At 64.6% G+C, this 22,134-nt stretch carries 18 protein-coding genes; 3 read left to right on the top strand and 15 right to left on the bottom strand.

What is annotated here, in order from left to right; all coding sequences use genetic code 11:
• Positions 1 to 74 precede the first annotated feature (74 nt).
• Positions 75 to 743 carry a nitroreductase family protein gene (locus IRI77_RS15330; protein WP_228486752.1) on the top strand — a complete coding sequence of 223 codons (669 nt, stop codon included), beginning with the start codon at positions 75 to 77 and terminating at the stop codon, positions 741 to 743.
• Positions 744 to 1,123: 380 nt separating this feature from the next.
• On the opposite strand, the gene IRI77_RS15325 is transcribed toward IRI77_RS15330, so the two are convergent.
• The 4 genes from IRI77_RS15325 to IRI77_RS15310 are packed head-to-tail and all read right to left on the bottom strand — an operon-like array spanning position 1,124 to position 4,797.
• Entirely contained in the window at positions 1,124 to 2,149 is a 1,026-nt protein-coding gene (locus IRI77_RS15325; RefSeq protein WP_194452916.1) for a dihydrodipicolinate synthase family protein, read from the bottom strand.
• Positions 2,149 to 3,144, bottom strand: a complete 996-nt coding sequence (locus IRI77_RS15320; protein WP_194452915.1) for an NAD-dependent epimerase/dehydratase family protein — start codon at positions 3,142 to 3,144, stop codon at positions 2,149 to 2,151. The genes IRI77_RS15325 and IRI77_RS15320 overlap by 1 nt, the downstream gene beginning before the upstream one ends.
• Before the next feature lie 8 nt (positions 3,145 to 3,152).
• Positions 3,153 to 3,998, bottom strand: coding sequence for a GNAT family N-acetyltransferase (locus IRI77_RS15315; RefSeq protein ID WP_194452914.1), 846 nt, complete (start codon positions 3,996 to 3,998; stop codon positions 3,153 to 3,155).
• The gene (locus tag IRI77_RS15310; protein ID WP_194452913.1) at positions 3,982 to 4,797 is read right to left on the bottom strand and encodes an IclR family transcriptional regulator; all 816 of its coding nucleotides are present in this window, start codon (positions 4,795 to 4,797) and stop codon (positions 3,982 to 3,984) included. The genes IRI77_RS15315 and IRI77_RS15310 overlap by 17 nt, the downstream gene beginning before the upstream one ends.
• Before the next feature lie 172 nt (positions 4,798 to 4,969).
• On the opposite strand from IRI77_RS15310, the gene IRI77_RS15305 reads away from it, so the two are divergent.
• On the top strand, positions 4,970 to 5,962 hold the full coding sequence (locus IRI77_RS15305) for a sugar phosphate isomerase/epimerase family protein (RefSeq protein WP_194452912.1): 993 nt from the start codon (positions 4,970 to 4,972) through the stop codon (positions 5,960 to 5,962).
• Positions 5,963 to 6,052: 90 nt separating this feature from the next.
• Here IRI77_RS15305 and IRI77_RS15300 read toward each other — a convergent pair whose 3' ends face one another.
• The gene (locus IRI77_RS15300; protein WP_194452911.1) at positions 6,053 to 6,727 is read right to left on the bottom strand and encodes a hypothetical protein; all 675 of its coding nucleotides are present in this window, start codon (positions 6,725 to 6,727) and stop codon (positions 6,053 to 6,055) included.
• 117 nt (positions 6,728 to 6,844) lie between these two features.
• On the opposite strand from IRI77_RS15300, the gene IRI77_RS15295 reads away from it, so the two are divergent.
• On the top strand, positions 6,845 to 7,096 hold the full coding sequence (locus IRI77_RS15295; protein WP_194452910.1) for a hypothetical protein: 252 nt from the start codon (positions 6,845 to 6,847) through the stop codon (positions 7,094 to 7,096).
• Positions 7,097 to 7,170: 74 nt separating this feature from the next.
• On the opposite strand, the gene IRI77_RS15290 is transcribed toward IRI77_RS15295, so the two are convergent.
• The 10 genes from IRI77_RS15290 to IRI77_RS15245 form a co-directional block, all read right to left on the bottom strand.
• On the bottom strand, positions 7,171 to 8,532 hold the full coding sequence (locus tag IRI77_RS15290; RefSeq protein WP_194452909.1) for a histidine-type phosphatase: 1,362 nt from the start codon (positions 8,530 to 8,532) through the stop codon (positions 7,171 to 7,173).
• A 463-nt stretch (positions 8,533 to 8,995) separates the two neighbouring features.
• Entirely contained in the window at positions 8,996 to 9,502 is a 507-nt protein-coding gene (locus IRI77_RS15285) for an SRPBCC family protein (RefSeq protein ID WP_194452908.1), read from the bottom strand.
• A complete protein-coding gene (locus tag IRI77_RS15280) occupies positions 9,499 to 9,840 on the bottom strand; it encodes an ArsR/SmtB family transcription factor (RefSeq protein WP_194452907.1) in 342 nt (113 codons plus the stop codon). The genes IRI77_RS15285 and IRI77_RS15280 overlap by 4 nt, the downstream gene beginning before the upstream one ends.
• A 95-nt stretch (positions 9,841 to 9,935) precedes the next feature.
• On the bottom strand, positions 9,936 to 13,751 hold the full coding sequence (locus IRI77_RS15275; protein WP_194452906.1) for a VWA domain-containing protein: 3,816 nt from the start codon (positions 13,749 to 13,751) through the stop codon (positions 9,936 to 9,938).
• Between the two features lie 927 nt (positions 13,752 to 14,678).
• A complete protein-coding gene (gene prfH / locus IRI77_RS15270; protein ID WP_194452905.1) occupies positions 14,679 to 15,308 on the bottom strand; it encodes a peptide chain release factor H in 630 nt (209 codons plus the stop codon).
• A complete protein-coding gene (locus tag IRI77_RS15265) occupies positions 15,305 to 16,423 on the bottom strand; it encodes an RNA ligase RtcB family protein (RefSeq protein ID WP_194452904.1) in 1,119 nt (372 codons plus the stop codon). The genes prfH and IRI77_RS15265 overlap by 4 nt, the downstream gene beginning before the upstream one ends.
• Positions 16,424 to 16,492: 69 nt before the next feature.
• Positions 16,493 to 17,230, bottom strand: a complete 738-nt coding sequence (locus IRI77_RS15260) for a hypothetical protein (protein ID WP_194452903.1) — start codon at positions 17,228 to 17,230, stop codon at positions 16,493 to 16,495.
• Between the two features lie 484 nt (positions 17,231 to 17,714).
• Complete coding sequence (locus tag IRI77_RS15255; RefSeq protein ID WP_194452902.1) at positions 17,715 to 17,873, bottom strand: hypothetical protein; 159 nt, start codon at positions 17,871 to 17,873, stop codon at positions 17,715 to 17,717.
• A 265-nt stretch (positions 17,874 to 18,138) separates the two neighbouring features.
• Complete coding sequence (locus IRI77_RS15250) at positions 18,139 to 19,839, bottom strand: carboxypeptidase-like regulatory domain-containing protein (RefSeq protein ID WP_194452901.1); 1,701 nt, start codon at positions 19,837 to 19,839, stop codon at positions 18,139 to 18,141.
• A gap of 833 nt (positions 19,840 to 20,672) precedes the next feature.
• A complete protein-coding gene (locus tag IRI77_RS15245) occupies positions 20,673 to 21,743 on the bottom strand; it encodes an IS110 family RNA-guided transposase (protein WP_194452900.1) in 1,071 nt (356 codons plus the stop codon).
• Positions 21,744 to 22,134: the final 391 nt, after the last annotated feature.

The raw sequence follows: 22,134 nt of genomic DNA, 5'->3' as shown, positions 1-22,134 counted from the left end.
GCAGGATGGCGGTGCGGGTTGAGGCCAATTGAGGGCCGATCCATGGCCGGCGTCTATCGAGATAGATTGAGTCTATGAGGTCTCAATACCAGAAAACCCGGCGGGCGGCGGCCATCGCGGTACTGGCGGTCCTGTTCGCAGGGGCGGGCTGCCTGGCCCAGTCCGGTGTCGTGATGCTGCCGAAACCGCGCACCGAGGCCGGCAAGCCGCTGATGCGGGCGCTGGCGGAACGGCAGACGATCCGGCTGTATACGGATCGCACGCTGCCACCGCAGACGCTTTCCGACCTGCTGTGGGCAGCCTTTGGCGTGAACCGGACGCAATCGCAGAAGGCGGGCTTGGGCCGGACGGCGCCTTCCGCCCGGAACCGGCAGGAGATTGACCTTCACCTTGCGCTGTCCGACGGCGTGTATGTCTATGACGCGGAACCGCACCGTTTGCGGATGGTGGCTCAGGGGGACATTCGTGCGCGGACTGGTCCGGAGGCCGCGGCGAAGGCGGCCGTGACGATTCTCTATGTCGCAGACGCAGCCAAGGCCGGGGGCGGCGCACCTGCCTTCGCGGCGGTGGACGCCGGGTTTATCGGCCAGAACGTCTATCTGTTCGCGGCCTCGGAGGGGCTCGGCGCGTGGTTCCGGGCGACCATCCCGGATGCGAAGAGCCTTGCCGAGACCTTAAAGCTGCGTGGGGATCAGCAGATCCTGTTTGTGCAGACAGTGGGCTATCCGGCGGGGACGCCGTAATAGTGGGAAGGCTTGCCCGTAGCGGGGGCACCGCCGTCGTCGCCAGCGGAGAACGGACCTGACTGCAAAGTCTCGCTGAAGGTTGGCTGGGCGGTGCTCTCCTGTCGATCTAAATTCTAACTATCAGAATTAATTCTGGTTTCTGTCATGGCGAAGACAGAACTGTCGCACCCACTGGCCCGGGATGTAAACCTGAGAGCTCGGGCTACAGGGAGGACAAGGCCGCGAGATCCCACGCCACACTGGGGCGGACTTCCACGTTGGGGGCAGATGGGTAGGCTGATGCGGCGTCGGCGGGGTCACCCTGGTCATTGACGCTGCCTGCCGGGACGATGGAGCGCGGAGCGGCCATGGCGGTTGCCGGGCAGGTTGACCACGCCCTAATTTAGCCACTTATCGCGATTGCGGGCGACGAACTCATCGTCGGTGAGGTGCGGGTAGAGGCGGCAGATGCGGTCGAGCTCCTCGCTTTGGCCGGGCGAGAGGCCCTCTTCGGGATCGAGGCACCATGTACCTTCGAGCAGGCCCTGGCGGCGGAGAATCTCGTGGAGCCCGGCGATGCAGCCGGCGAAGGAGTTCGTCGCGTCGAACAGCGCCGCGTTGGCTTCCGTGGTCTGCTCAGCCAGCTCGAACCATTCGGGGCCCGCTGCACCGCCCGCAGCGCGGAGTGCCTGGATGCGAGCGAGGAGTTCCACGGCTCTCAAGGCCCACACGGACCAGTGGCCCAGCAGCCCTCCGGCAAAGTGAAGTTCGTGTCCGTCCAGCGTCCAGTGGCTCAGCAGGTCGAGCACGATATGGTCGTCGTTGCCGGTGTAGAGCGCGATCTCGGAAGCCCGGCCCGATTCCGCCACTCCGCGCAGGACGTCCAGGGTCTGGTAGCGATGGAAGGGCGCGATCTTGATGGCGACCACGGAGGGAAGGGCTGCGAATTCGCGCCAGAATTCACGCGGCAAGCGGCGGCCGCCGACCGCGGGTTGGAGGTAGAAGCCGATCAGCGGCATCACTTCGCCGACGGCCCGGGCATGTTCGACGAGTTCCGCCACCGGCGCCTGGGCCAGGGCGGCGAGCGACAGGAGACCGGCGTGGTAGCCGAGAGAGCGGGCCGTCTGCGCTTCCTGGACCGCCTGGTGTGTGGGTCCGCAGATGCCGGCCACCCGCACTACATCCAGCCCGTCCATGGCGCCGGCCGCTAGCGACAGCACCTCGCGGAAAAGGCCGACCTTGGGGTCGCGAATCTGAAACTGGGTGGTGTGCACGCCCACGGCGAGTCCACCGGCTCCGGCGTCGAGATAGTAGCGGGAGAGCGCGCGCTGGCGGCGTTCATCCAGTTTCCGTTCCGCTGTCAGGGCCAGTGGGTGGGCGGGGATGACGAGCCCGCCATTGAGAGCCTTGCGCCAATCGAACATTAGAACCTCCCGCTCCGGGTTTCGAAGTGTGTCGCCTTGCCGAGGGTTGTGCCGCCGGCGCCGAGCCAGTCCAGTGTGAGCTGGATCGACACCTCCACCGGCATCGAGGGTGGTCCGAAGACCGACCGGCATGAGGCCGAGCTGCTCAGCAACGCGGTTTCGGCCTCCTGGCCGGAGAAGACCGGTTCCAGGCCCAGCCGCTCACCGATCTGTTGCGCGAGGGAGCGCACGGAATGGGTCTCAGTCCCCGTGAGATTGAAGACGCGGGCCGGCGATTCGCAGTGCTGCAAGGCACGGATACAGACGGAGTTCGCATCGCCCTGCCAGATGAAATTGACGTAGCCCATGGTGAGGTCGATTGCGGTCCGGTTGAGGATCTTGGTGGCGATGTCCACCAGGACGCCGTAGCGCGGTTCGACCGCATAGTTGAGCCGCATGATGGCTACCTTGGTGCTGTGCGCCTGAGCGTAGTACTCGAAGATTCGTTCGCGGGCCAGGGCCGATTGTGCGTATTCGCCGACCGGTGCGGGTTGGGTGGCTTCGGTGGCGCCGCCGGAATCGTGGGCTACGAACGGATAGACATTGCCGGTGGAGAGGACGACGATGCGCGCTCCGGGATAGCGGGCGCCCACCAGGACCGGAACAGCGGCATTGGTGGCCCAGGTAAGGGCCTCGTTGCCGGAGGAGCCGAATTTGCGGCCCACGAGATAGATGATGTTGGGCGCGTCGGGCAGGCGTTGGATGGCTGCGGGGTCGAGGAGATCGGCAGCGATGTGGCGCACGCCAGCCGGGAACGCGCCGGATCTTGCGACGGCAAATACCTGACGCGGGCGGCCGCTCTCCTGGGACGCCCGCCAGGCGCGCTGCACGAGGGTGGGTCCCATTTTGCCGCCAGCGCCAAGGACTAGGATGTCGCCGTCCAGCGTGGCGAGGGCTTCGATGTCGGCCGCGCTGGGGCGGCTGAGAAGTTCTTCTAGCGTTTCCGTTGATTGCATAGTGTGCGTTATCCGAATTCCGGCCCAACGATCGCGTACTCCCAGGGATGCGGCAGCTTGCTGCCGGCCGGTCCTTTCCTCATCCTGACAAAGTCCCTTTGTTCGAGAAAGCCGAGGGCTTCGAGGCGTTGGCGCCACGCGGGATCGTGCAACGTGGCGTCGATGACGACCGGCCTTCCCTGGGCGTGGCGCAGTGCCGCCTTCACGAGAAGTTCCGCGGCAGGGGGATCGGGCGCCACCACGGGCCCAATCTGAAGGAAGTGCTCACCGTGGCGGGCCATGACGTAGCCGCTGTTGCCCGGCAAGGTCCAGGCGCATTCGGGACAGCCTTCGATCAGCCACGCGAGATGGAACCGGCGGGCCGCGCCAAAGATGGAGCGGTCCAGTTCCCCGATCGCGCCGGGTGAGGTCAAGGGCAGTAGCGCCTGGTCGATGGCGGAGAGTGGCGGCGCCAGGCACTCCATGCGCACCAGGCGCGAGTCCTCCTCAAACCCGCGGTTCTTGTACAAGCCGTAGCCGGCCGCCGTGGCGTCCAGCCACACGGAGGGGACGTCCCGCAACAGTTCCAGAGACTCGTTGAGCAGGACCGTGCCGATGCCGCGGCCGCGTGCGGAGGGATCGACGAGGACCATGCCGATCCAGGCCATGTCCGGTTCATAGCGAACCGTGGCCACTGTGCCGACGATGCGATCGTCCACCTGCGCGCCGAGGCAGCCCTGGGGGCTGAGTTGAAGGAAGTGCGCCCAATCGCGCTCCACCTGATTCCAGCGGCTGGCCCGGCACAGGCGCAGCCCGGTGGGGATGTCGCCGGGCAACAGGCGTCGAATTGTGATGGAGTCAGCGCCGCCGGGCATGATGGTATCCTGCCGCGTCGAGGGCACGGGACAGCCGCTCGGCGGTTTCCTTGAGAGCTACGGCAATGGATTCGCCGAGAGCGGGCTGGTAGCGTGCTTTGGGCACGCCGATGCTGACGCTGCCGCACACTGTGTTGGTGGCGTCGAAGACAGGCGCGGCCAGGAAGATGGCGCCTACGATGGTCTCCTCATCGTTACGAGCGTAGCCGGCGCGGCGGACCTTGGACCATTCGCGTTCCACGGCGGCCGGGTCAGTGAGCGTCCTTTCGGTCAACTGCTTCAGTTGCAGCCGCCGCAGGATTTCGCCGGCCGCTTCCGGCGCGGAGAAAGCGGCGATCACCTTGCCGGCGGCGGTGGCATTGAAGTGGACTTCGGCGCCGAGCGGCCCGACGAGCATGAGATCGCGGCGCGACTCCTGGACGTCGACGAAGATGGCGCGGGGACCGTCGACCACGGCCAGATAGACGCTCTCGTTGAAACGATCGGCCAACTCGCGGAGCATCGGTTTGGAGACGCGCAGGAGGCTGATGCCGTCGACGGCTCCGCGTGCGAGGGTCACTGCCTGCAAGCCGAGGCGGTAGGGACCGCCGGAGATCTCCTGTTCCGCGTAGCCGTGGCGCTTGAGGCTGCTGACAATGCGATGGACGGAACTCTTGATCTGCCCGGTGCGTTCAGACAGATCGCGCAGGGTGATGCCGCGCGGCTCATCACGGAGGGTCTCGAGCACCTGGATGACTTTGCCGACCAGTTCGATGTAGTGAGGGTCGGACTCGGCGCCGGCGGGTCGTATCGCAGCCATGAGGATTCCTTCAAGCAGAATCAATTCTGGTAGCCAGATTAGCATAAACGCGGAGACGGGTGGGGTGGCCGGGCTGGTTTGCGGTATGTGCGGCGCCGCCTCCCTGAAGTAGATGGCCGGCGGAGTATAGTGTGGCTGGTGAGAGTCCAAGACTGAAAAGGGATCTGGAACTATGCGGGAAGCAAGACAAGCCAGTTGGGCAGGACGTTTTCGCGCTGGTAACCGCGGCCCTAGCCGGCGTGATTTCCTCAATGTAGCCGGTGGTGTCGCGGCCGGGATCGCCTGCGGACCGGACCGGGTGCTGGCCGCGGAGCCGGACTTCCCACGAATCGGCATCCTGATCGCCACCACCTTTACTACCGGCACTCTGGAAGAGCGGTTGGATGCGGTTCAGGCTTCCGGGCTCGCCTGCGTGCAGATGAGCATGGTCTGCGCCGGCCTGCCGGAGTTGCCGGATGAGATTCCCGCGGAGATACCCGGGCGGATCCGGCGGGAAGCGGCGGCGCGCGGGATCGAAATTGCGAGCGCGACCGGCACCTTTAATATGTGCCATCCGGATGTGGAACAGCGGCGGGCGGGGTTGCGGCGGCTGCGGGTCCTGGCGGAAGCCTGCCCGCGGATGGGTACATCCTTCATTCATATTTGCACCGGCACACGCAACCCGGCGAGCATGTGGAGGATTCATCCGGACAACGGTACACCCGAGGCTTGGCGGGACATGGCGGCCTGTGTGCGCGAGGCGGCCGACATCGCCAGGCAGGCAAAGGTGGTCTTGGCGTTCGAGCCCGAGATGAGCAACGTCGTCGATTCCGCACGGAAGGCCCGCCGGCTGCTGGATGAGATCGGCTCGCCGCACCTGAAAGTCACGATCGATCCGGCGAATCTCTTTCATGCGGGGGAACTGCCTCGCATGGCGGAGATCCTCGACGAGGCGTTCTCGCTCGTAGGCAAGGATATGGTGCTGGCGCACGCCAAGGACATCGACCGCGACGGAGAGGCGGGACACAAGCCCGCGGGCCAGGGCGTGCTCGACTACGTCCGGTATCTGCGGCTGCTCCGCAAGTATGAGTTCAAAGGGCCGCTCCTGCTACATGGGTTGAGCGTGGAGCAGGTGCCCGGCTGTCTTGCATTCGTTCGCGGGAGGATGGCTTTAGTGCCGCGATGAGGACGCGCGTGGCCGTGGCCTGCGGCGAGGAACCTGCTTCCTGGTCGTGCCTTGGTGGAGCGGTGGAGATCCCCAGGCCTCTTGCGTCCTTCAGGGCAATTTCAGCGTAACCACTTTCCCGCCCTTGAGCCGCAGGCGGGCCTGTCCTCCGCCGGCCAGCAGATAAGTGAGGGATTCCTCGTCTCCATCGGAGCCGAGGTTCCCGATCTGGCCATGCGGTTCACCCAGCCGTTTCACCACCTCGCCGCGGTCGATTCCAGCGGTGAGTCCGTCGAAAAGGGCGAGCTCGACTGGCTGCGCCTTGGGTCTGGAACTCGACTCCACGCCCGGGCTCGCGCCGGTTGGCCCGGGTCTCATTCGGACTGAGCGCGCCAGTTCGGGGTTCCTTCTGATTTCCTCATGGGTGGGGAGACCCATGGCCCGCCGGTCCGCATCCAGCCTCGCCTGGTTGGCCGCAACCTGGGCGCGCAGTTCCCCGCCGCGCTCGTCGATCTCGCGCCGGATCTGCCCGCGTTCCTGCTCTTTTTGCGCCCAATAGTCCAGGACGAACGCAGGTACGCCGCCTTCCGCCCGGCTGTAGTGGGTTCCATCCCAGCAGTAGTGGCGGTCCTTCGAATTCTTCCCGTAGGAGACCCAATAACGGCCGGTCTTCTCGCAGAGGTAGCGGACCTTGATTTCAGGGATCACGAACGGCTGGGGGCCCGACTGGGCCCAGGTGCCCACCGCCAGACTGAAGAGACCAACCACCGCGAGCCGCAGATGCACACGACCTCCTGCTTACTAGATGGCCTCAAAATAGGCGGCGCGGCCATCGGGCAAACCTCTGAGCCGAACCGGGCGAAGGCCTGATCGCCAGCCGCGCCACAACCGGATACGCTCCAAGTGATGTCGTTCAGCCTCATCGTGGGCGCAGCGGCCTGTTTCGGCCTGCTCTATCTGAAATACAACTCCGTGCCTCCGGAGAAGAGGGATCGCTCCAAACCGAAGCAGCGCCTGAAGACGGCTCGTCTCCTGATCGTTGCCCTGCTGGCACTGCTGGCGGTCGGCTACAAGCTCGAGAGCACCAGCCGCGCGCTCAGCGGCGATAAGTCCCACGAAGCCACCTGGCTGGAGACGATTGCCTTATCGCGCTAGGGGTGGTGTATTCAGCGTGTCTCGGAATCCACCCAGTCCGTGCGCGGTTCGCGGTCGTCTCTTCCGAACCAGGTTCAGTTGATCAGATCGACCGAGTGCGGGTCGATCACTTGTTTTGACAGCTCTACATACTTCTCGAGTGGGCAGTCAAAGGTCGAATTTCGAATGCTGCAGCCAGGGATAAACACGGGGGCGATGGCCGGCGGCGTATCGAGCGTCAGGACTGTGAGATTGCGCAGTTGATCCATGGTCTGCGTGATGTAGAGGGCCCGGACGATGTACTCACCGGTGCTTAGCTGTTGGCGGAGTTCGAAGACCAAGGCGCCGCCGGGCGCGCACACGTCGGGCTGGTAACCGGGCAGAAGCCAGTCGAGGTGGAGCAGGCCTGCGAGTCCTGTGACGTTGGTGTTCGAAGCAACCAGGACAACCACTTTGGTAGAGGGCGTACCCAGCGCGCCGGGCATCGTGCTGCCGGTGGCGGCCTGCAGCATCGAGCGGACGACGTGGGAGGCGACGTTGGAGCTCTGGATCTTGGCCAGATAAGGTGTGCGGAATTCGAGGTCGAGGAGCTGGTTGTACAGGCGGAAGGTCTGGAGGAGGTCGCCCGCCGACATCCGGCCCCAGCCGACCTGGGCCGCGGGCAAGCCGTCGGCGTACTGCATCAGCAGAGGATCGATGGCGTAGCTGACAGCGGTCAATCCACCCAGATCGACGGGCAGAGCGGGGGTGCCCACCGCGACGGTAATGGGGAGGGCTGTGACGTCTGTCTTGCCTGCAGGAGCCGCAGGGGCCGGCACCTGGCTGACGGGGTAGTTGAACAGGAGCGAGCGCGTGAGGGCGAGTTCGGGTGCATAGGCGGTGGCCAGCGCTTGAGGATTATCGCCGAGACGTCCGTTCACGGCGGCAACCGCCTTGCGGTAATCCAACGTGGCAACGCCCGCGTTCAGGGGGTTGAAGAGTGGATCGTTGGCCGGTGCGGCGTAGGAGTGGATGTCGACTGTGGCCGCCGGGAGCATGCCGGCTGCGAAGGCCTGGGCGGTACCGAGAATCAGCGGCGTTGCGTTGGCGCGAAGGTAGACTGACGCCGCGTCGGTTTCGTCCTGGCCGGTCAGGAGTCCCTCCTGGATCAGCCGCAGGCGGAAGTAGGCGCCGAGGAGCGTTTCGTTTTTGCTGCCGTTCGGAGTCAGGACGGCCAGGCCGGGCACGGCGAAGTCCGGGAAGGGCTGTGAGGAGTACGTGTTCAGAATGGCATTCGGCAGGACGGGTGTCCGTACACCGTGACGGCCAAAGATGATCACTTGCTTGAGCTGGGTATCGTCGACAGCCTCAGCGCGGGACTGCGCCAGCGCGAGTCCGGAGGAGAGCGACAAGGCGAGAAGCAGTCCAATGGCTGGAATCGGGCAATATTTCATTGGGAGACTTGTGAGCTTGTTCATGGAGGACATTCCTGGTTGAGGGGGTTCAAGGGTTGGCCAGTGCGTGGCCCAGGGCGTGCGTGAGGTTTCGGCTTCGAGCGGCTCGCCACAGCAAAGTGCCGAGGATGTCGTTTCCGGGCCTCTCGTGTGAGACCTCATCTCTAACTCATCGGCTCGGACTAAAGATCTCAAGACCCGATTATTCTTAAAAATCAGAAAGCAATGTTAATGGAGACTTCACCGGAGACCGGGGCGAGCAGCGCCGGAAATCACCTGGCGGCGGTCGAGAGGCGTCCACGCCCCGGGCCGGTTGGGGCTGAGGGGCTAGTGGAGGGGGCTAAGGGGTGATGAGGCTCCCGGCGTGAGCGAGCTCGGTCCGGGTTGGCGGGTACTGAGCCGACTGGGTCTGCCGCCCTGGGATCGCACGGTCTAGCCAGGGGGCTCGCGGGGGTTCTGCTGAGGACCGCGAGCCCGCCACAGCCGCCTACAGCGTTTTGACCAGGGCTACGAGCTGATCCAGCGTGGCGCCCCAGCCTTCGTGGAAGCCCATCTCTTCGTGCTGCTTCGCCGCCGCTTCGTCACCGTGCACCGCGATCACTCTGTACTTCGTCTGGTTGCCCTGCGCTTCCAGCGTGATGATGGCCGTGAAGTACAGCTCGTCGCACGAGCCCGTGCCGGTGGACTTGAGGACCGGCCGGTAGCCTGGTCCAAGCGCCGAAGTCCAGACGAGCTTCTCGTTGGGTACGACCTCGAGATAACAACCAACGTGGGGCGTCTCCTCGCCCTCGGGCGAGCGCATGACGGTCCGGAAGATGCCGCCGGGCCGCAGGTCAATCTCGCAATCGACGGTGCTCCACGGCGCGGGCGTGAACCACGTCTTGATGTGTTCGGGCTGCGTCCAGGCGGCCCAGACGAGTTCCCTTGGCACATCGACCAGCCGTTCCAGCACCAGGTCGAGCTTTGGGTTTGTCTTCACGAATGCAGTGGTCATGGTTGCTGCTCCTTTAGATCGGAAAGGTAAGTATCCAGTTGATCCAGCCGGCGGCTCCATAGCGAGCGCTGTTGTTCGAGCCAGCCTTCCGCCGCTTTCAAAGGCTGCGGAGTGAGCTGATAGGTTCGAACACGCCCTGCTTTGCGAGATTTCACCAGCCCGCACTCCTCCAGTACATCGAGATGCTGCAGAAATGCGGGTAGGGACATGCGGAAAGGGTTAGCGAGCTCGCTTACCGCCGCGGGCCCGCTGCTCAGGCGGTTGAGTACGGCGCGCCTGGTTGGATCGGCCAGGCCGTGAAAGACGCGGTCCAGTTGAGAGGCCTGTTGGTTAGGCACACGGCTAACTATACCGGACGTGAATGGTTAGGTCAATGCCTAACTGTTGGTGGCCGCTTCTCCCGGCAAAGTCCCAGGCAGGCCGTGCCCGCCGGCTATTCGGCGTAGTAGCCCTGGCGGGCCCGGACCTGGAGGCCTTTCGCGCCTTTCACTTCGACGTTGATCTTGCGCCAGCCGCGGTGTTCGCCGGATGTGGGCTGGAAGGCGACCATGTAGCCGTGCGCCAGGTCCTGCGAGATCCTCTCGAACACATCCGCGATTTCGGCTGTCTTGTGAATCAGGAACGGGACTCCGCCCGTGGATTGGGCGATGTTGTGGAGTTCGCTCACCAGTTCCGGATGGAACAGGGCGCCGCCTTGGGCGATGGTGAAGATGGGCACGCCGCGCTGCTTGGCTTTCTGGATGGCCAACCCGGCGGACAACATGCTGGCGTTGTCGGCGCCGTCGGTGAAGACGATGATGGCTTTCTTGCCCGCGCGCGCCGCCAGATCGTGATTGACGCGGATCAGGGCTTCGTAGAGCGCGGTGACCCCGCAGGCGTGCAGTTTGAGAATGGCGCGCTTGGCGGCTTCCTTGTCCTCGGAGAAGGGCACCCGTGCGGTCACTGTGTCGTCGAAGGTGTAGACCGCCGCTGAATCCACGGGGCGGAGATCGTCGAGCAGTTGCAGGGCGGCGCTCTTCAGCTTCGGCAGCGTGGACACCATGCTGCCGGAGGTGTCAAAGACCATGGCCACGGATACGCCCGCCATCCGGCTCTCGAAGGCGAAGACGGGTTTGCTTTCCCCTTCTTCGAGGACGCTGAACTGCTCAGGGTTGAGGTCGTCCGCGTAGCGGCCATGGCTGTCGGTGACGGTGGCATAGGCTTCCACTACGCGTCCGCGCGCCTGGAAAACGAGATCGGCGTCGCCCGCGGGGGCAGTCTCCGACGCTGCCGCGGCCTCCTGGCGTGGGCCCGGCACGGCAGCCGGTGCCCCGCTGGCTGGTTCCGTCTCCATCAGCGGTACACCGGCCGTCCGGCCGCGCAAGGGTTGGGCGGCTTCTTCGAACGTGGCAAAGCCGCCCTCGAAGTTGCTGCCCGCGGGTCCGCTGGAGACTTGCAGGGACGACGGCGGGAACATCTGCGGGGCGCTGCCGCCGGCGGCGAAGCGGTGTTTCCGCAGGAGTTGCTGGTCTTCGGCGGTCAGCAGATATCCAGGGTCGAGCATGGCCGCGTAGACTGCGCCGCTTAGGGCATGCAGGGGCGCGCTGGAACCGGGTTCTGTTGCGACTCCATTGAGACGAGGCACGTCCTGGAGTTTCCGCAGCTCCTCAAAGGCTTCCCGGCGGCGGCCGGTCAGATGGAGAAGGTGGCTGATGAGGGCTTCGTCGAGGTCCGGCGCAACACCCGCGATCGAACGCAATGCACTCAACGCGCCGGCGGAAGGATTGGGCGGGCGTAACGCTCCGCAAACCTGTTGAAAGGCCTGGCTTGCCTGGCCGGCGCTGAGGGACCCGGCTTTGCTGGCGAGCACGATGATCTGGACGAGGGAATGCCATTCACCGAGCATCAGATTGCGGTCGCGCTCCGGCGCCTTGGCCGCCTCTGTCGCGAACGTCTCCAGGGCATGGAATGCCGCCTCGTCCAAGGCGGGTAGTTTCTCGAAGTAGCCGAAGAGGTTGCGCCACTCGCCGTAGTTCCGGGCCAGCAACTGGGCGGCCGGGCCGCTGAGGGGTGTGCCGCGCTTCTGCTCCAGGTGCACCAGGGCCGCAAGGGCTTCCAGTGGGGCGCGTCGCAGCAGGATCTCGTCGTCTGTCTCCGAGTCCTTGCCCCACGCGGTGCGGCCGCCCGGGAACTGAACCCGGCCGGAAGCGTCAACCGGTATCGACTGCAGGATCTCTTCGTGCCAGCCTTTGGAGGCCAAAACGGAGCCCGGCACAGGCGCAGTGTCGTGATACCACTTGTAGAAAGCCTCCACGCGTTCGGGTGTCTGCGTGAAGAATTGCTGATGCCGCTCATCGGCATGCGCCAGGGCGTGATAGAAGGCCAGCAGGCGGCCCTGGTCCTTCTCAAAGAGCCCCCGCAGGAACGGGGCGATGGCCTGCGGTTTTGCACCGGCCAGTTTCGCCCACAGCGCTTCGGCTTTGACGCCGCCTGGGACCACTACCTTCGTGCCGCTGATCTCCACGGAGTCAGCAAAGGCGGCCGTGATGGCGGAGTATTTCACGATCAGGTTCGCCAGGCCCACCGACGACACAAGGGCGGCGGCCGATTCACCATCCATGCCGCCGAGACCGGCGTAGACCCTGGCGAAACGCCTGTCCCGGAGGAAGATTTCGGCGGGGCCGCCGGCAGCCTCGGGCACACCTTTCAGCAGCAGGCTCCAGGCGGCGCCACCCACCAGCCGGGCGGTCTCCCTGGGGATTTCAAAAGTGAACTCACGCGCGTGGAGGAGAGCGTTGCGCAGATCCAGTTCTTCCACGCCCAGGCCGGCCAGGGCTCGTTGCCGCAGCGCGCCGTCTTTCCGGATACCCTCTTCCAGGGCGTAGCCTTCGCCGGAAGGGACCAGCTTCCAGCCGAGTTCCGCCAGAATGGCGCGGGTTCTGCGCAGGGCGGCGTCGCCGGTGGTGGAGAGGCGGATCACCGAGCCGCGCTCGGTGCGTTCGCCCAGGCTTTCCAGCGCGGCGATGGTCGGGATGAAGTCGACGATGGTCTCCTGGTCCTCGAGGGTCCTGTTGGGCAGATCGAGACGGCTGGCCGTGATGGCACGGCAGTACTCGAGGAAGAAATCGTGCGGGGTTGGCGTGGCGGGTAACTGCGCGATGGTGGAGAACGCTTTGATGCCGCCGGGCACCTGGGTCTCGCCCGTAGCCGCCATGTTGAGATCGAGGCTGCTGAGTTCCTCTGAGAGGTCCGCGGGTGGTTCCTTGCCGAGGTTCTCGATTCTCTGGTGGATAGCGGCCGCCTCTTTGGCGCGAGGGTTCGCGGCGAGGTAGCTGCGGAGATTCTTCGCGGCGGCGTCATAGTCGCCCTTGGCTTCGAGAACGATGCCACGGATGTACTCGGCTCGTTTGAATTCGTGCAGGCGATCGAAGCGGATCGCGTCGTCGATGCGCGCCAGGGCCTGATCGTAGTTGTGCAACTGGTAGAGGGCCGTGGCGCTGTATAGGTAGGCTTCCAGATAGGCGTGCTTGGTATCGACCGCGAAGAGCTTATCGCAGGTGGCCGCGACGGCCGGCCAGTCCTTCAGGCCAGCCTGGGCCTGCACCAGCATCTGGTAAGGAGCGATCGGTTTAGGATCCAGTTCGACGGCGCGCTCCAGCGTGCGGCGTGCCTCGTCCATCTTGCCCTGGCGCGAAGAGACACCGCCCAGCGCGGCCCAGGCGGGCGCGAACTTGGGCGCCGCCTGCACGGTCGCGCGCAACGGCGCTTCGGAGCCATCCCAGTCGTTCGAGGTGAGGCGTTTGACGGCCAGCTCCCAACTGCGGGAGGCGGCTCGCGGGAGTGAGACGTTGGCCTTGACGAGGAGGGTGGCGCTCTGGGATTTCGGTGTCAGGATGAGATCGGGCAGGCGCGGATTGAGGGTGATGCGGCGGTCCGTGAGGTCGATGCGGGATGAGATGACACCCGGATGGGAAGCTTCCAGGCTGCACGGCAGGCCAGCGTAGCCGTTCGTACCGGAATAGACTTGGCCCAACTCGTTCACGAAGAGGCGCAGTACGAATTCGCCGGTCTTGCGGGAGGTGAGGCCTTCGCGCACAGGCTGTTGCATGCCATAACAGATGCGCTGGACGGTCACCATGTATTCCGGGACGGAACCGTCTTCCATGACGACTTTGCCGCGCAGGTAGACATCATGCTGCGCGCTGGCCGGGAAGGGGAAAGCAAGTCCAGCCAGAACCGGAATGAGGAGAACGTGAACTCGAGGCGGCACGTTGTTAGTACAACAGCGTACCGCAACGGAGTCCCCTCATGGCCCCATGGGCCGCCAAAGCAAAGCAAGCCGCACATGGAGCCGCGAATGTAAATGAGCGGATAGCCACCGAAAGGCTCCACTTTGGCAGTATCGCGACGCTTTGCCAGCGCGTCTTCAACGGAGGGGGCCCCACCGCGCTGAGAACCGCGACCGGGAAGGAGTCCCCATGGCCCTCCTGGCCGCCAAAGCGGAGGAAGCCGCACATTGAGCCGCGAATGTAAATGAGCGGATAGCCCGCTGAAGAGCTGCAACGACCCCCTCCGGACGAGCCGTTACCAGCGCCTCTTCAAGGGAATCCCGCATGGCCCGACTCTCCGCCAGAGCGAGGGAAGCCGCTTTCGGAGCCGCGACTAAAAGGAGCGGGGGAGCAACGGCAAGCCTCCCACCGGCAGTCTCGCGACCCTGGGCCAGCGCGTCTTCAACGGCGTCTCACCATGCCTCAGTGGGCCGCCAAAGTGGAGGAAGCGCAAATTGAGCCGCGAATGTAAATGAGCGGATAGCCACCGAAAGATTCCACTCAGTGCAGGATCACGACCCTTTGCCAGCGTGTCTTCAATCGAGTCCCCCACCCATGGCCCCCGCCCCGCCAAGGCCGAGGACGCCAAGTTCAGAGCCGCGACTAAAAGGAGCGGGGGAGCAACGGCAAGCCTCGAACCAACCAGCGAAAAGGCCCATACTCCAACTCGCGCGTCTTCCACAGCGTGTCGCCGCTGGCCTGCCGGCAGCCGACCTCCCGATGCTGGAGCCCGCGAAGTGCCGCGAACCAGACCTCCACCACACCAGGCGCAGCGGCGATGGAAAGCGGCCGGCCAGGGACCGCCCCCTCCGCAGCCACCTGGTCGAAGCCCGCCGGCGCGCGAACGCAGCGAGCCGGCGGGCCGGGCCTCAGCCACCGGGGCTTCGGAAAACCCGGACCGGGTTCCCGCGCTCGAGGCTCTGGTGGGCCTGCCAGCGCAGTTGGCCAGTGCGGGCGCGGCGCTCCTGCTCCAGGGCGGCGAGCCTGGCGGAGAGCCGGGCCAGCGCCAACTGGCGGTTGCGGTGCTGCGAGCGTTCATTGGCGGAGACCGCCTGCAAGCCCGTCGGCAGGTGCGTGACACGAACCGCGGATTCCGTGCGGTTCACGTGTTGTCCGCCCGGACCGCTGGCGCGCATGGTCTCCCAGCGGACGTCCTTCGGGTCGAGGCTGGACTCCTCCACCGGTTGGAGCCGTTCAATGGCCACGAACCAGTTCTTGCGCTTGTGGGCCGGGCGGAACGGGCTCCGGGCGATCCACTGAACGGTGCCGCACCAGGCGGCGGCGAAGGTGTCGATGCGCTCGCCGGAGAGGGCGACGAGGGCGGAAGAGGCGGTTCCCGGTTGGGGGCCCGCCTCGAGTTCGACGAGGTTCCATTGGAGGCCGGCGGCTTGTGCCTCAGCCTGCATGGTTTCCAGTGTTTTGACGACGGCCCAGGCACATTCCGCCGGGCCTTGGCCGGCGCTGACCTGGAACCAGGCGTGAGAGGGATGGGGCGTCATCGGCGCACCTTGTACGTGATCACAGGACGCAGGATGGCCAGCACCTCGGCCAGCCCGGCGTCGACCAGATCCTGGATGACGACATTGATGTTCTTGTACGCCTGCGGCGCTTCTTCATAGAGCAACTCCTTGTCTTCGCAGATCACCTGACTGCCGAGTTCCGTGCGGGTGAGGTCCTTCGCGGTGAAGCGTTTCTCGAGCCGTCCACGGCTGTCGGAGCGGGACCATTTGCGGCCGGCTCCGTGGGCCAGGGAGTAGCCGCTCGTTGCGCTGGGATGGAGCGGCCGGACGAGATAGGTGAACGCTCCGCGTGAGCCCGGGATGATGACCGGGCCTTGCGTGGACGGCGCGGCGCCCTTGCGATGGAGCCAGCCGGACGTGCCGGCGAGATCCACGCGCTCCACCCAGTTATGGCTGAGATCGAGCAGGCGGGTTCCTTCGGTGCGCAGGCACTCCAGGATGCGAGCGGCGATGACCTCGCGATTGGCCGAGGCCCAATGCCTGGCCTGATCGTGCCGAGCGAGGTAGGCCGCGGCCTCGGGGGTGCCTTCCGGCAGCCCTCCGAAACCGTGCCGGTCGACGTGCTCGCGCAGGATCGCCTCGCCCAGGCCGCGCGAGCCGCTGTGCACGCACAGATACAGCGCGCCCGCTTGCAGGCCGAGCTCCGCGCAGGCGGCCGGATGGACGAGATTCTCGAGCTGCTGGAGTTCGGCGAAGTGGTTGCCTCCGCCGATGGTGCCCAGCGTGTGATCCTGCGGGCCGGGCGCGATGCCCCGCGCGGCGAGGAGCTGCGGGATGCCGCCATCCCAGGGCCGGTCGAGGTCGCGCAGGCGGTCCGCCCAGGTTTCGAGTTTTCGGTTGCGGGCGCTGAGCCCGGTCTGCCACAGACCGATGCCGCACCCGATGTCATTGCCTACCAAAGCCGGGTAGAGACATCCCTCGGCGAAGAAGGTGGCCCCGATGGGGCTCCCCTTGCCCGGATGCAAATCCGGCAGGCCCACTGCGAGCCGCATGCCCGGGAGTGTGGCCGTCTTTTCCAACTGCTGCACGGCTGCGCCTTCGATCCAATTGGATGGCGAGGCGACGAGCCGGACTTCACACGTTTCGTGAGTCAAGCAATCCCTTCCGTCAGATTCCGTTGTGGGGTGGGGGGCGCCCACCGGATGGCGGGCACCCCCCCGGGGTTAGTCCAGGAACGCGATCTGCGGCGCGTGGGCCGCGAAGCGTTCCCGGTTCAGGTAGACGCGATGCCATCCGTTGAGACGGATGGTTCTGTGATCGCGATGGCGGATGTCTCCACGGGCAAATACCTCGGCATCCCGCACCATTTGCCGCCAGTTCAGGCGCCAGGCGTCGGGGTCGGAGGCGATCAGCGTCTGGTATTCGACGGCATCGATCCCATTGGGATGAGCCGGGGAGACCATCACGGTGGTGCCGCCGCGCCTCATGAGCTCTTCGCAGAGGTGAGGCTTGCTGCCGGCGCCACGGCTGAGCGGTTCATGGCGAAAGTACAGGGCATCCGGAGGGACATCCCGTACCCGAACAAAGAACCACTCACCCTGCCGGGTGTAGCTGCGGCCTTCGACCTCAGCGGGTAGAAGGCTAGCCATGGCGGAACGTACATCGCGAACACCGTCACCGGGCACCGCGGCGGCGAACCAGTGACGTTCATCGCGGCCGAGCAGGTATTTGTACTTGGCGCGGCCGTCCCGGACCATCAAGACGAGATGATGGATATCGGGCCGGACGTCCAGGACTTCCGGGATGATCCCGGCATGGTAGCGAATATCGAAGAATTCGCCGACACGATCCCTGCCGACGTCTATGCGGATCTTCTCTCCCTGGCGCGCATCCGGCTGTCGGAGTTTGAGCCGTGCGCCCATACGGGAGAAATGCCGACACAGCGAGTCTGTGGTCGTCATAAACTCCTCAATCAGGTTGTGAGAGGTTGAGGGGTTAAGCGCGGGCGAGACGGAACGTAGACGAGCCATCAGGCACCGCGCCGTTTCCAAGGCGTGGATATGTGGATAAATTCGAGTTGAATTGTCGCACGATGGCTCCTTTCCAGAAGCAGAGTACCACGTGAAGGTGGTGCTGTCAACGAGAAGGTGTGGGATTGCGGGGATTTGTTGGAATTTGCAGGGAAATACGGTGGCATTGAGGAGGGGTGGCCAGGTGGGCGGTTGGGGACGAGGGCGTCCGCCTTACCTGGGGGAGGAGCCGGTTCAGGAGTGGAAAAGGGGACGGGGAAAAGGGCCGTCCACCTTCCTGCCGGCCTTCCTGCGTAGAGCGAGAACCTGCAGAATCAATTTCGCGAGCTCCTGTAGGTGGACCCGCCGGATCGCGGAGATCGTGTCCTGATCGGGATGCTGATCGGCGGGCAAGGTAGCGAAAGGGCACTTCGTCCTAGGTGGCGCGCTCCACCTGACGAGAACTCCGCTTCCCCACGGCGTAGCCGTAGACCAGAAGGCGGACCGGCAGGATCGGGTGGCAGGCGGCCTTACCGCGGCCGTCCTTCCGCGTTTGCGCGACAAGGACGAAGCTCAGATCCAGGGTGTCGACCACATTCGCGACAAGGCGGGCGAGAGGCCCTCGGGAGCCAATCCTCGAGTGACGCAAGAAGCAGAGAGGGTGAATCAGAATTACAAGATCTGAATAACGTCATGGAGAGACGGCATGGATGCAACCAAGGTCAAAGTGGCCTCAGCGAATCGATGGTGGAGTGTACTCTGTTTCCGGCAGGCTCTCAGGCTGGCGTCTTTCCGTGCGCGGCCGCAGCCTAATGCTGGCCACGCTGCATTCCGGGTTCAGGGCCGTCCTTTTCTTCCACCTAATGGGGTGATGCTTCGACCTGGACGGTTTCGCTGGGTCGGAGTTCGACGACACGGGCCGCGCGCAAGCGGTCGTCCATCGGATAGTCTCTGAGCGGACGCCCATCGTTGGGGAGCGCCACGAGACGGTAGCGGCCCGGCGGCAGAGCGGCAAAGACGGCACGGCCGTCCAGATCGGCATTGGCGGAGCGGCTTTCCCAGAGGATGCGCTCTGGTGGGGTGGAATCCGGTACCAGTAGGACCCAATCGCCCGCGCTCTTTCTTCCCTCCTTGAGCGTGACCTTGAGCGTGGCCAGAGCCGCCGTTAGCACGAGCTCCAGTTGCTGTCGCGGCGCCGCACCGTCGATGGTGATGCGGCGCCCGGTGACGGCTGCTCCGTTCCAACGGATTCCGGCTACGGCCAGGCTGGGCGGCAGGCCGCTCACTTCGACGTCGTAGCGCCCGGGCATGGCGGGCGGCACAGGGAAGAGGCCTTCGGGGCTGGCGCCGAGAGGGACACTCACCGGACTGTCCCACCAGAAGGAGGGGCGCCCGACCGGCCGCAGGGCCAACAGCGCATAACCTTTGGCTTGGGTGGGCGGCGGCTGCTCCACGAAGCGGAGGGCGCCCTGCAGTTCGACATCCGGCAAGGGCCGAAGGTCGGCGGTTTCGCGGGTGGTGTGGTCCATGGAGAGGTTCACACAGGCCATAAGCGGCGCGGTGCGCCCGCCCTGCGGGGTCGAGGCGCACAGTGTGTACGCTCCCGGAGAGAGATCCTCGATGAGAAAACGCTCCCCACCGAGAGCGGGACGGCGGGCCAGCGGGTCGAATTGCAGCGACGAGAGAGTGGATTGATCCTCGAAGAGTTGGAGTTCAAAGGCGGCTCCGCGGGCGTCGCCGGGCACCGATATGGAACCGCGGAGCGCGCCGCGCCGACTCCGGCGAAGGCGAAAGTCGAGCTTTTCGAGGGTGGATCCCGGCGAGATGTCCAGGGGGGTGGCTAATGCAAAGTCGTCCACGCCGGGGTAGATGGCCCGGCCGTAGCCGGTGGAGACGCGATCGCGGAACTCCTGGTCGTCGAGGGGCTCGGTGAAGGCCGGCTTCGCGGGCGGCCGGACCAGGAGCGCGTACCGGCCGGCCCGGAGACCGGTGAGCACGTAGGCACCCGAGGAATCGGTAGTGGCGGCCGCGACCGTGCGGCCACCCCAACCGGCTCCGTGGGCCCAAAGCCGGGCGGTGACGGCGAAGCCGGAGAGGGGATCGCCAGTCTCCTTGTCCAGAACGCGGCCCGAGAGGGAGGACTCGCGCTCCAGAGAGAGAAGGAGGGAAGAGGGCGCGGCTCCGGCGCCGGGGATCTCGACGACCTTTGAACGGTCAGTGAAGTCGCTGGAGATGGCGAAACCCTTGGCGTAGGCGAGTGGGAGCAACAGCGCGGGGCTGGAGACGCGGAAATGGAAGCTGCCGTCGACGGCGGTGTCGGCGAGAAAGACATTGCCCTCGGGGTTGGCGTCGTCCGCCGGCACCTGCGACATCCAACCGCCCGGCACCTGGATGCTGCGCGGGGTGACGCGGAAGAGTGCGACGCGGGCGTTGGCGACGGGGGTTCCGGATCCGGATTCGACGACACGGCCGGAGATTTCGACCACCTCCGCGGAGGTGAGGAAGCCGCAGCAGACGACCACTGGCAGCAGCACGGCAAAGTTGGAGATGAAGCGGATCACAAATTGATCGAAGATTTAGACTGCTCCAGGATGCACGCATCCTCAGTTTATCGGAGAACGTGCCGGCGTCGATGAGGATACTCGCACACCGGCCAGCAGACCTTTCATAAATTCCGCGCTATGTTGGCGATCAGGTCCCCATGTTGTATTGTCTGCAAAGAGAACTAAATCAACCTCCGGCGGCAAAAACGCTCGGCGATGTTTGCTACGGCCAACACGGATAAACACCTGCCTGCCCTCCGCCGGCCGCAGCCATCGCCTTGCACCGTCAGACTCATACAATTCCCTGTGCGCAACGAACGGATTCTTGGCACCGACCTCTCGAAGGGTAATAACTAGGCCGACAATTGGTCGCGTCGACTCATTTCTGACTGTCACCGATGCTTTAAGCTCCGTACTGCCACCGGTGTAGTCCGGAATTGTCCCTTGTATCCGAACAGGCCTGTCCTCGGCTGCAAGGCCAAGCCCACAAAAAGCGAGGCACGGGACGGCGACGGACGGCGAGATCCATGATAAGTAGTTGTCAAGGGAAAACACACCCTCCCCCGCGCTCCCTTTGGTGGAACTTCTTTCGTGCCGTCCGTTCCCCTGTCGACGTCCCCAGCTTCAAGTTGGACCATCGCCGAATGCCGGCGTGGCCAGACATCCATTGGCCACATCCGTGCCCGTCTCGGGCCTTCGCGGAAGTTTGAGTTTGGACTACCGGCCGGCCTCAAACAGCCTGTGTGGCGCATCCGAACCTTGCGGCCCATTGCGCAGTCCTGAGTTCCGGGAGGAACGGCCGGTGCTGGCTCTCATCAACAGCAGATTCTTTGTTCGTTCTTCAATGGTTGTTATTTCGCTGGCATCTCAACCTGCTCCTCCAGGCATCTGCTTTCTTTCTCCGCGATCGCGCGCGGCTGGAATTGCTGGCCGCTGCGATCCACCGCCAACAGGTAGGCCACCAGCTTCCGAGCCACGGCCAACGTGGCTCGGTTGGGATTGCCCCGGTTCTTTTCCCGTTCGTGCACCAGTTTGAGCTGCGGGTTCCACAGCGGGGCCACCTTGGCGGCTTCAATCAAAATCGTCTGTAAATGTTTGTTGCGCTGTTTCGAAATCGGAGCCCGCTGCTCTTTGCCGGCCGAGCTGATCTGTGCGCTCGTCAGCCCGCAGTAACTGAGAGCATGCCCCACCGTCGGGAACCGGCTCGGTTCCCCTACCTCCACCGCCCAGGTCAATGCCAGAATCTCTCCGACGCCGCGGATGCTCCTCAGCCGCTCGACTCGTTGCTTGAGAAGCGGATTGCGCAAAAGGCCCAGCACCAGCCGCCGTTGCGCCTCATCGAATAGCTCGGCAGCCCCGCGACTGATCTTCAGCAGATCTTTCACGGAATCGGGCACTTCTTCGACAGTCTCCAGCAAGTCTCGGAAATAGCCGGCTTGATGGAGCTTTTCTTTGTTGTACTCGGCCCCCACTTCCATCAGCAGGCCCGCCGTCTTGTTCTTCATGCGGACCGCCTGGCGTACCATCAAACTCCGGTACCGGAGCAGACGGCGCAGTTCCCGCAACCCCGGTGGCGCCATGTAGCATACCGGCAGGAGGTTGCATCGCAGCAGGTCCGCCAGCTTGCGGGCATCGACTTTGTCGTTCTTCTTCTTGGAAGCAGAAATTGCCTTCAGCATGGCCGGGTGCGCGACCTGGAGCGACTTGGCATGAGGCAGCAGGAAGTCGTAGATCCAGCCCGTAAACAAGGTTGCCTCCATCGCCCCACACCAAGGTTTGGGGAGTTGGCGAAGCCAAGCCTCCAGTGATTTCCGTTGTGTGCTCACCGTGCCCTCGGCGACGATGGAGCCGTCGACAAGTTTGAGGCAGTAGCCGATGGTCTTCTTGTGCACATCGAGGCCGAGATAGTACAAGGTATTCATGGGGGTTCTCCTCGTTTCGGTTTCTGAGTCGGCTTCACGCCGGTCTCAGCATTTTGCCGCAGGAAGCCCCCTACTTATTCATTCAAACATCCATGACGCACACCTATTCTAAATGGCTGTAAGCACGTATCTTATCAGTGGAGACTCCGCTCAATCGATGATGCATTGACAACTGAACCGGTACCACCACTTGCCGTGTTTTTCTTGCGTAACCAGCAGAATATAAGCCGCTTGTCGGTCCCGCAAGCGTCCCGCCCAATCGCGATACCGAGCCTGCGAGTACTCATTCCCTGAAGCCCAACTGCCGCTGGGACGGATCACCCAAACACACACAGCACTCGCCCGCCGCTCCGGCTGTCCTCGTATCCTCCTCAATCACGCATTCTCCGGT

Source organism: Paludibaculum fermentans, from assembly GCF_015277775.1.
In the GTDB taxonomy this organism is placed as follows: Bacteria; Acidobacteriota; Terriglobia; order Bryobacterales; family Bryobacteraceae; genus Paludibaculum; species Paludibaculum fermentans.
This window is presented reverse-complemented; position numbering and strand designations above follow the sequence as displayed.